The sequence below is a fragment of the Mesorhizobium sp. LCM 4576 genome (genome assembly GCF_001854815.1).
Lineage (GTDB): Bacteria > Pseudomonadota > Alphaproteobacteria > Rhizobiales > Rhizobiaceae > Mesorhizobium > Mesorhizobium plurifarium.
In genome coordinates, this window is record NZ_MDDT01000021.1 from 167,540 (window position 1) to 175,533 (window position 7,994).

Here is a 7,994-nt window from a genome sequence, read left to right on the forward strand (position 1 = left end):
AAGTCGGCGGCGTTTGTCGACATAAAATCAGAGCGACTGGAGAAAAGAAAGCAAGTCTGGCTTCGGCTTCCACGCCTTGGTCTGGGCGGGTTCGAGATCGGCATGTTTCCAGAATCTCTGCAGCGCATCGCGCTTCATCTTCAGGTTAGTGGCGATGCAGCGGCTCGTGGTCGCAATGCTGGCGTGGCCGAGGTAGTCGCGGATTACGGTCACGTCGGTGCCCGACTGCAGCAGCGCCGCGGCGCAGCTGTGACGAAAAACGTGTGGCGTAATGGGATGCGCGTCAAGCTCGGCCGATCCTGGGCTGCTGCCGAGGCATGCTTGGTGAGAATGTAGGCCACGCCGTCACGGGTCAGGGGCTGCCCGTGCCGGTTGACGAAAACGTGCCGCTGATCCTCGGCCGTCATGCCATGCAGGCGGCGCAGTGCATCGGCCGTCTGGGACCATATTGGTACGAGCCGTTCCTTGCGGYCCTTGCCCCGCAGACGGACTTGCCGTGGCGGCATTAGCTGTAGATCACCCCAAAGYAGGCCGGTCACCTCGCTGACCCGTGCGCCGCAATTGTAGAGAAAAAGCAGCAGCGTATAGTCGCGCCAGCCTTGGCGGGTCCGTCCATCTGGGGCCTCGATGATGGCCCGAATATCGGGGGCTTCGAGGTAGTGAGCAGGTCGAAGCCGCGCCCGCTTCGATGGCAGCGCCAGCACCTGTGTGTAACGGAGCGCGGGGTCAAGATCGTTGCGCAGAAGGTGCTTGAAGAAGCTGCGGAGCGCGGCACGGCGGCAATTGCGTGTGGCGGCGGAATTGGATCTTGTGGTCTCAAGATGATTCGGAAATGCAGCGATCATATTGGYGTCGAGATCGTCCGGCCTGAGTGCGGCGATCTCGCGGTTCTGATGCTGGGCCGCGAACAACAGCAACAGTTTGAGCGTATCGCGATAGGCGCGGATTGTGTGCGGGCTCGCGCCGCGCTGACGGGGCAGATAGGTGGTGAAGAAGGATTCGACGAGCGCGAAAAGCGCCTGTGACGTAGCTTGGCTCATTGGGGCTGGYGAGCGCATCGCAGATGCTGTTCGARCCGAGTGCTGGCCAACTCCRGCAGTTGCGGCGTCGCCTTGAGGTAGACCTCTGTGCCAAGGATGTTCTGATGGCCGAGATAGGCTGACAGCCAGGGAAGCTTGGCGTGAATATCGACGCCTTCCTCGGCCCAGATCGTGAGACGGTGGACTGCGAAGGCATGACGGAACTCGTAGGGTCGCGCACCGCCCCGTCCTTGTGCGGATTTAATACCCAGGCGACGGAGAATCCGGCGGATGGCATCGGATGCTGAGGCGGTTGTCAGCGGCATTCCGTTGCGGCGAACRAACAGAGCTTCCGGGTCCGCGCAGYGTTGGTCGATAAGGAGTTGACGCCGATYGTCGATGTAGCGCCGCAACTCTCTCACAAGGTCGTCGCGCATGGGTACGATCCGTGTGCGCCGCTTGCTGTCGCGGATCGTTAGGATGCAGCGTTCAAGATCGACATCGGCCATCTTAAGGCGCACGGCTTCTCCAAGCCGCAGGCCAGTGCAATAGAGCACAAGAACAAGCCTGCGCAACATCGAGGCCCACATGAAGTGCCCCTGATGCGCCGAGGCGACAGCAAGGATTCGGCGGATTTCGTTCTGGCTGAAAATATAGGGAAAGAAGGTCGACTCCTTCACCGGCGCCCAGCCGTGCTCGGGCACATAGCTGGTCGGATCGCGTCGTCGGCGGAAAAGGCAGAGCTGGCGAACGACGCCGAATTCGTTGGCAAGCGTGACGGCCTTGCGGCCGAGGCGCCGCCCGCACCAGCGCTGGATAGCCTCCGCCAGAGGAATGGGGTCTTCTTCGCCCCAATGCTGCCGGGCAAAGCGAAGGAAACGATCGATCTCGATCGCGCCACGCTTGTAGGTGTGGCCCATGGCGCGCTTGAACTGCAGAAAGCTCTCCGCGTCGCGCTCCAGTTCGGAAAGGGTGACGATGGTGGTCATGCCGGCACCGGCAATGCGACATCACGCAACGTCTCCGTTGCGATCCGCACGTAGGCGGAAAGGGACTCCGGATCCCGATGCCCAAGAAGCTCTGAGACCACGCGCGGCGGGGGCGTATCGCGCTTGAAGCGGCCAAGGGACCGAACGGCACATGCATCTGCACGAACAGATGCCGGGTGGGTGTGTCCATGGGGCGCCACATCATCGCGAAGCATGCAAAGACTGCGGGGATTTCGCCACCGTTCCTCGGCAGCCACGTTCTGCGCCATTCCCATGCGGCACRCCAGATCGATCTCGGCACGCTGCAAAGGGCGTCTCTGAATGCGATGTGTTTCCGAGTTTCCATCGCCCGAGTGCGAGGTGGATGATCGCGCGGCTCAATGCCATGTGAGAAATTGAGCGCGAGCCGGTGCTGGAGAGTTCGCTGCGTCGGCTATCTCCGGAGAGAGCCACCGCACCGAATTGGACGTGCGGYTTTATCTTCTCGATCGTAAGCGGTTAGCTGATGGCGTCTGGCTTGAAGTTCCAGGGCATGAGCATTTCGATTTCGGCTACGGGCCAGCGCTGAGCGATGCGAGTCAAGGTCTGGGAGAGCCAGGCGAGAGGATCGACGCCATTCATTTGGCCGTTTGCAGAAGTGTGGCCACGGTCGCCCAAGTTCGTCCACCGCCCTCGCTGCCGGCAAATAGGCTGTTTTACGCGTAATTGTCTGCGGCCTGATGGCGCGCTCGACGATGTTGGAGTCGATCTCGATGCGACCGTCTGTCAGAAAGCGTTCTAGCGCCTCCCGTCGGGTGAGCGCATAGCGGATTGCCTCGGCGATTTTGGATTTTCCGAAGACCTTGCGCAGTTCCGTTTCCCACAGCTCGAACAGGCTCGCGACGATGCCCGTCGATTTTTCCTGGCGGAGCGCAGCGCGGCTATCGGCATTCTTGCCGCGGACCTCATCCTCGATCTTCCACAGCTCAATCATGGGGATGATCGAATCCGTCGCGACTTGCGAGACCTTGCTTATATGCAGGTCGTAAAGCTTGTGACGCAGATGAGCCTTATCTCGGCCACCGGATAAGGCACATTATCCAGGGCGAAGTTTTATCTCGGGTATTTGGCGGCGCACRCTGCATTTACGAGAGGTTGAGGCATTCTGGTGTCCGGACAAAAGCTGCGGCAGGATCGCAGGATGCTTGCGAGYGAGGGGACGGACTTGCAGATACCGCTGCGCACATCGTCGACGATCGAGGACTATGTCGCCACGCAGGAGTGGCAGYGCGCGTATCTGTCGGGCTGCCCGCTTCATCCGCACGGTGGCTGTACCTTTCGACGCCATGGCAGCTATGCACGGCTGACCAGTCCCGGCGTGCGCATCGCCCGCTGGTATTGCCCGGAAGGGCGGATGACATTCAGCTTGCTGCCGGATTTCCTGGCAGCCCGTTTGCCCGGGCTGCTTGCAACGATCGAATGCACCGTCGCGGTGGCGGCATCGGCAAGAAGCATGGGAGTGGCGGCGGATGCGCGGACCGGAGATTGGCCTCGCGGGAGCGGTGCGCTGGCTTCGGCGGCGGGTCATTGCCGTGCGTGGGTCGATCATGGCTGTCAGGGTGATGGCGCCGTCATTGGCGGCAGATGTGCAGGCGTGCGCGGCCGCAGCAGATGACGTACCGATGTTGCCCAAGTTGCGCCGGGCGCTGCCAACCCCGGCGCTGAGCTGCATCCCCGCTCCATTGGGCTTCGCTCCGGTAGCGCTTGGTGATGCCCGTGCCATGGCCCGGACGTCTGGTGCGCGCTGGGTCACGGGCTTCAGGGCGGCATCACCAGGTGCCTGCGGCCAACACGAAGTGGGGCCTGACCACAATCCCGCAGCCCGCTACGCTGGATCGGTCGAGGTGATAGGATCGCCATGCAGACCGAGCCCAATGTCACGCCCTCCRCCGAGGATATCCGCCGCGTTTTGCGCGCCGACCGCCGCCTGAGCAGTGGCGCAGCCATTGTCTACATGCAGAGGATCAAGCTGTTCCGCGCCTATTGTGTCGAACATGGGCTGGTGGAGCGCGGAGAACTTACCCTCGAATGCGTGAACCGCTTTATCGACTGGTATGCGCAACGACGGAATCTCGATCCGCGTTCGCTACATCTTTTCCGGAGCGGTCTGCGGTCACTCAACCGGATCTATCACCGCTTGGGGTTAGCCCCGCCGCATTGGCGATCGGCGGGTCCGGCAAAGCCGCCGGCAACATCTTTGCTTTCGGAGTACGCCGGCTATCTTCTGCGGCATCGCGGCAATCCGCAAGCGACCGTAGACCAAAAGCTGTATCATATCGGCAAGCTTCAGGATCACCTGGCGCGGGCCGGCGAAGACTGGCATTCGAYACGCTTGGTTGATGTCGACGCCTTTCTCGTCGCTTGCGCACAACGGTATTCCCGGTCGTACGTCAGTGGCGTCGCGTGCAGTATCCGCTGTTGCCTGCGTTTTCTGCATTGAAGCGGTCGCATTCCCGTCGACGGTCGTCTCTGCTTGATGTTTGGCGCTGGCGCGAGAGGCCCGTCCCTGTATGCGCTGCCGGGCGACCGAGGGGTTTTGGTCGAGGCGGTCRCCCTCACAATGATGTTGTGAACGGCGTCATGGCCGAAGCCACGAGTGATCGAGCCGCTGGCGGGTTCTGCGCAAAAGAAGGTCATGAAGAACATCTGTTGGAATCTTGATCGGCGGCAAGATTTCTAGWATGGATGTCCCTCCCGACGGCATCGCGCTGCGCTGATGTATCTCTTGGTCGCCGATTCGACGTCTCTTCCAGTTTGCTGCATAGCTCGAAAGTGTATCACAGGGGACGCACAATGATCCGACTCACGCCCACTTACTAACGCCTCACCCGAGGCTAATCTCTACCCCCTGTTTTGGGCTAACTTCAAATACAACGTTGTCATACCGAAGGATTATAACGGCGTGTGCCGCGTATCTCGAAATATGAAACTTAATTAACCCGTGTATCTCGAATTTGCAACATAACGTAGTGTAGAATTATCAAAAATAACCTTTTTGCTCCTGCATGCCGCCGGTACAGTCCCCCTTGGGCCAGAAATGTCCGACAACCCACGCTTACCCCCATGTCCGAGGCAATGTCGACCGTGATCAACYACCCTCAAAATAGTGTCTTACGTCGGGCATGTCTACGCCGGATTGGCTRCTCAGACTGGCTCGCGTCACGCGCCCGAGCGGAATTTATCAAGCTTAGCTTAAGAGGTATGGGGAGCTCACATCCTTTGATGGTGACGAGATATGCCGTCTCCAATGCGACCTTGCCTTTGCCAGCATACTGGCTAGGTGACGACTGAGAAATCGCGATCAAGAATGTGAACTGTAGTTTCAGGAGCCCGTTGGGGCAAAGCACCAAAGGAGAAACGATTATGACCACACTACCGCAAATATCAGTGGCGAAACTGGCGTCCGATGCAACGCGACTGGAGGAGCAACAGCGTTTACGCATGGCCTGCGAGGAATACGGATTCTTCTACCTTGAACACGGGATCCCGAAAGAACAGATCGAAGAAGCGATCGACGCTTCCCGGCGTTTCTTCGCGTTGCCGCAGGCCACCAAGGAACGCTACGGTCACGCCTCTCAAGACGTGTACCCAGCTACCGCTCGTGGATACATTCCGTTACATGGTGAAATGCTACATCCTGAGGCCGGCCCCGATCCAAAGGAAATGTTCGACCTCGGAATCGAGAAAGAGGGGGACCGGCGTCCGTTTGCCGGAATCACCCGCCTTCCGAGTGACGCCGTGGCTCCTGGTTTCGCTCGAAGCCTACTTGCACTGCAAGCTACCGTGCTCAAGAAGGTTGTGCCGCAGCTCGGCGGCGCGCTGGCCGACCTGCTCGATATGGAAAACGGCTGGTTCCAACGCCATTTCAACCCACCGACCGTACTGCAACGCGTGATCCGGTATCCATCTACTGGCGGCGCGGCCGCTAAGCACACGGACAATGGCTTCTTCACGCTGCTGCTGCAGGAGGAACTCCCCACGCGCCCTTTGCAGGTGTGGTTCCGCGAGTGCTGGACGCCGGTGCCGAGTCTACCCGACAGTCTGGTGGTCAATCTAGGCGACATGCTTCAGGCCTTGAGCGACGACCGGTTCAAGAGTACGCCGCATCAGGTTGCGAACAATGGTCCGGCCGAACGAATTTCCCTTCCCTTCTTTATCTATCCCGACATCGACGCTCGCCTGACTTCGCGGCAAGGCAAGCATACTTTCAGCGTCGCAGAAATGATGCTGCGCAACTTCGAATCAGTCTGGGAAAAGGGGAATGGCGCCGGACGCGCGCGAGAGTTGCAGTAGGTGTTCGGCTTTTCTGAAGCGTGAGCAAACTATGCGACCGCTCGGCATTTGGTGCTCTCGAAGTACTCTCCCAAAAGCAATTCGTCGCGCGTATAGCGCGGYGGGCTGCAATGCCTCGGACAGTCACGCTGATACCGGCCCACTGCTTGAACACACGAATTCCGTGCGGCGCTTTTCCCGCAAGCGCAGCGCCACGGCTTCAATTGTGCCGCTGGGCTATGCGATGATTTCGGGCATGAGAAGCGGAGCATTACCGCATGTCGATTGCTTCCCCGGTCACGCGGCCCTCCCCGAAATTCAGATGGGTCGGCATTCACATTATCACTTTCGGGGCCAGCTCGGGCTGAACTCACGTAACGGCTCATCGGATTGCTCGACCGCCAAGGCGGCCTTTATCACGAGGCGTCGACCCGGTCAGTTACCCGACCGAGCCGATCGAGGAACCTTCCTCCATTTGTGATATTTGTGATACGCGCCATCGGGGCGCAATGCATTAGATGGACTAAAGATGACGCCGATGTCCCGGACCCGACAAGCGCGGACATTCCACCGGAGATGCGGGCAGCTTTTCGTGCCCGTTAAGCGCGCTCAACCTCACTCCGCGAGTGGCACGCCGATTGCTTGATAAGGAGATAGGCGCAACATGGAGATAGACCTATGAAACTCGCTTCCGGGTACAAGGCTTTTTGGGATGCCGCCCACGAGAACTACCCCGATCAGATGAAACCAGACGGACTTCTTGATCAGTCGTGGCGAAAGTTCATTCCTGACTGGGTGGGAATGTTTGACACCATTAGCAACGTGCTGAATGCAGACGATTCTGGCCGCTTTGCAAAGCCATCCGATCGAACATGGATGTCATCTCTTTTCCCATGGAGTGCTGACAAGCGCACAACGGTTGGAGCCTTAGCCAGAACTTATAAAGGGCTGATACTTCTGAAAACTCCTTTTGATCTCGCTCTGTATCCACGACTAATTTGGGAACTTCAGCCGAGGACGATTATAGAGCTCGGCTCATATCAAGGGGGCAGCGGAATGTGGTTTGCAGACAATATGTCAACGCTATGTGACAAACCAGGCGAAGTACACTCATTCGACTTGTATACAAAATGTGTCCATGATGATGCAAAGAAGCACCCACTTCTTGAATTTCATTGCATCGATCTTTCTGATCCCGCCAACTTTGACGACAATCTGCTGACAAGGCTCCCACACCCTTGGCTTGTTGTCGATGACGCGCATGTTAGAATATTTGATGTATTTTCTTATTTGAACAAATTTATGAACGAAGGCGACTACTATGTAATTGAAGACGATCCATTTCTTGTAAACAAGAATGTCATTGATGGATTTCAGATGATAGATGAATCTGGTTTCTTAATCGATACTTATTACACCGATGCGTTCGGGATTAATGTCACCTGTGCTCCAAATGCATGGCTTAGAAAGTCGTAGTCTTAACTCTGATATAGAGCTTGTTCGGCTGCCCAACGGAGGCAGCACCAGTTCAGCCGGGAGTAGCTAGCCCGTCGACGGTGCGATCCACGGGGAGAGCGCCGGGGTAACGGGCCTCCCGCGCCGTGGCCAGACTTTCGGTTGAGGTGGTCGTCCATCACAGTGATGGTGTGGCCGGCGTCATGGCCGAAGAGCCAGC

Annotated in this window: 7 protein-coding genes and 1 pseudogene; 4 read left to right on the forward strand and 4 right to left on the reverse strand. The window is 58.4% G+C overall.

Going from position 1 to position 7,994, the window contains the following annotated elements; genetic code table 11:
* Positions 1-27 precede the first annotated feature (27 nt).
* The 4 genes and pseudogenes from LCM4576_RS37165 to LCM4576_RS34725 all read right to left on the reverse strand — a co-directional run.
* Positions 28-213, reverse strand: a complete 186-nt coding sequence (locus LCM4576_RS37165) for a hypothetical protein (RefSeq protein WP_244510788.1) — start codon at positions 211-213, stop codon at positions 28-30.
* Positions 210-1,040, reverse strand: coding sequence for a tyrosine-type recombinase/integrase (locus tag LCM4576_RS12260; protein WP_244510789.1), 831 nt, complete (start codon positions 1,038-1,040; stop codon positions 210-212). The genes LCM4576_RS37165 and LCM4576_RS12260 overlap by 4 nt, the downstream gene beginning before the upstream one ends.
* Complete coding sequence (locus tag LCM4576_RS12265; protein ID WP_071032324.1) at positions 1,037-2,008, reverse strand: tyrosine-type recombinase/integrase; 972 nt, start codon at positions 2,006-2,008, stop codon at positions 1,037-1,039. The genes LCM4576_RS12260 and LCM4576_RS12265 overlap by 4 nt, the downstream gene beginning before the upstream one ends.
* Before the next feature lie 498 nt (positions 2,009-2,506).
* Positions 2,507-3,056: pseudogene (locus LCM4576_RS34725) on the reverse strand (transposase); the annotation flags it as partial.
* 156 nt (positions 3,057-3,212) lie between these two features.
* Between LCM4576_RS34725 and LCM4576_RS36805 the strand changes: the two are divergent.
* From LCM4576_RS36805 to LCM4576_RS34730, 4 genes are all read left to right on the forward strand, one after another.
* Complete coding sequence (locus LCM4576_RS36805) at positions 3,213-3,662, forward strand: hypothetical protein (protein WP_198540236.1); 450 nt, start codon at positions 3,213-3,215, stop codon at positions 3,660-3,662.
* A gap of 243 nt (positions 3,663-3,905) precedes the next feature.
* On the forward strand, positions 3,906-4,487 hold the full coding sequence (locus tag LCM4576_RS12270; protein ID WP_071032325.1) for a hypothetical protein: 582 nt from the start codon (positions 3,906-3,908) through the stop codon (positions 4,485-4,487).
* 923 nt (positions 4,488-5,410) lie between these two features.
* Positions 5,411-6,340 carry a 2-oxoglutarate and iron-dependent oxygenase domain-containing protein gene (locus LCM4576_RS12275; protein WP_071032338.1) on the forward strand — a complete coding sequence of 310 codons (930 nt, stop codon included), beginning with the start codon at positions 5,411-5,413 and terminating at the stop codon, positions 6,338-6,340.
* A gap of 657 nt (positions 6,341-6,997) precedes the next feature.
* Positions 6,998-7,795, forward strand: a complete 798-nt coding sequence (locus LCM4576_RS34730) for a CmcI family methyltransferase (RefSeq protein ID WP_083361379.1) — start codon at positions 6,998-7,000, stop codon at positions 7,793-7,795.
* The last annotated feature ends 199 nt before the right edge of the window (positions 7,796-7,994 follow it).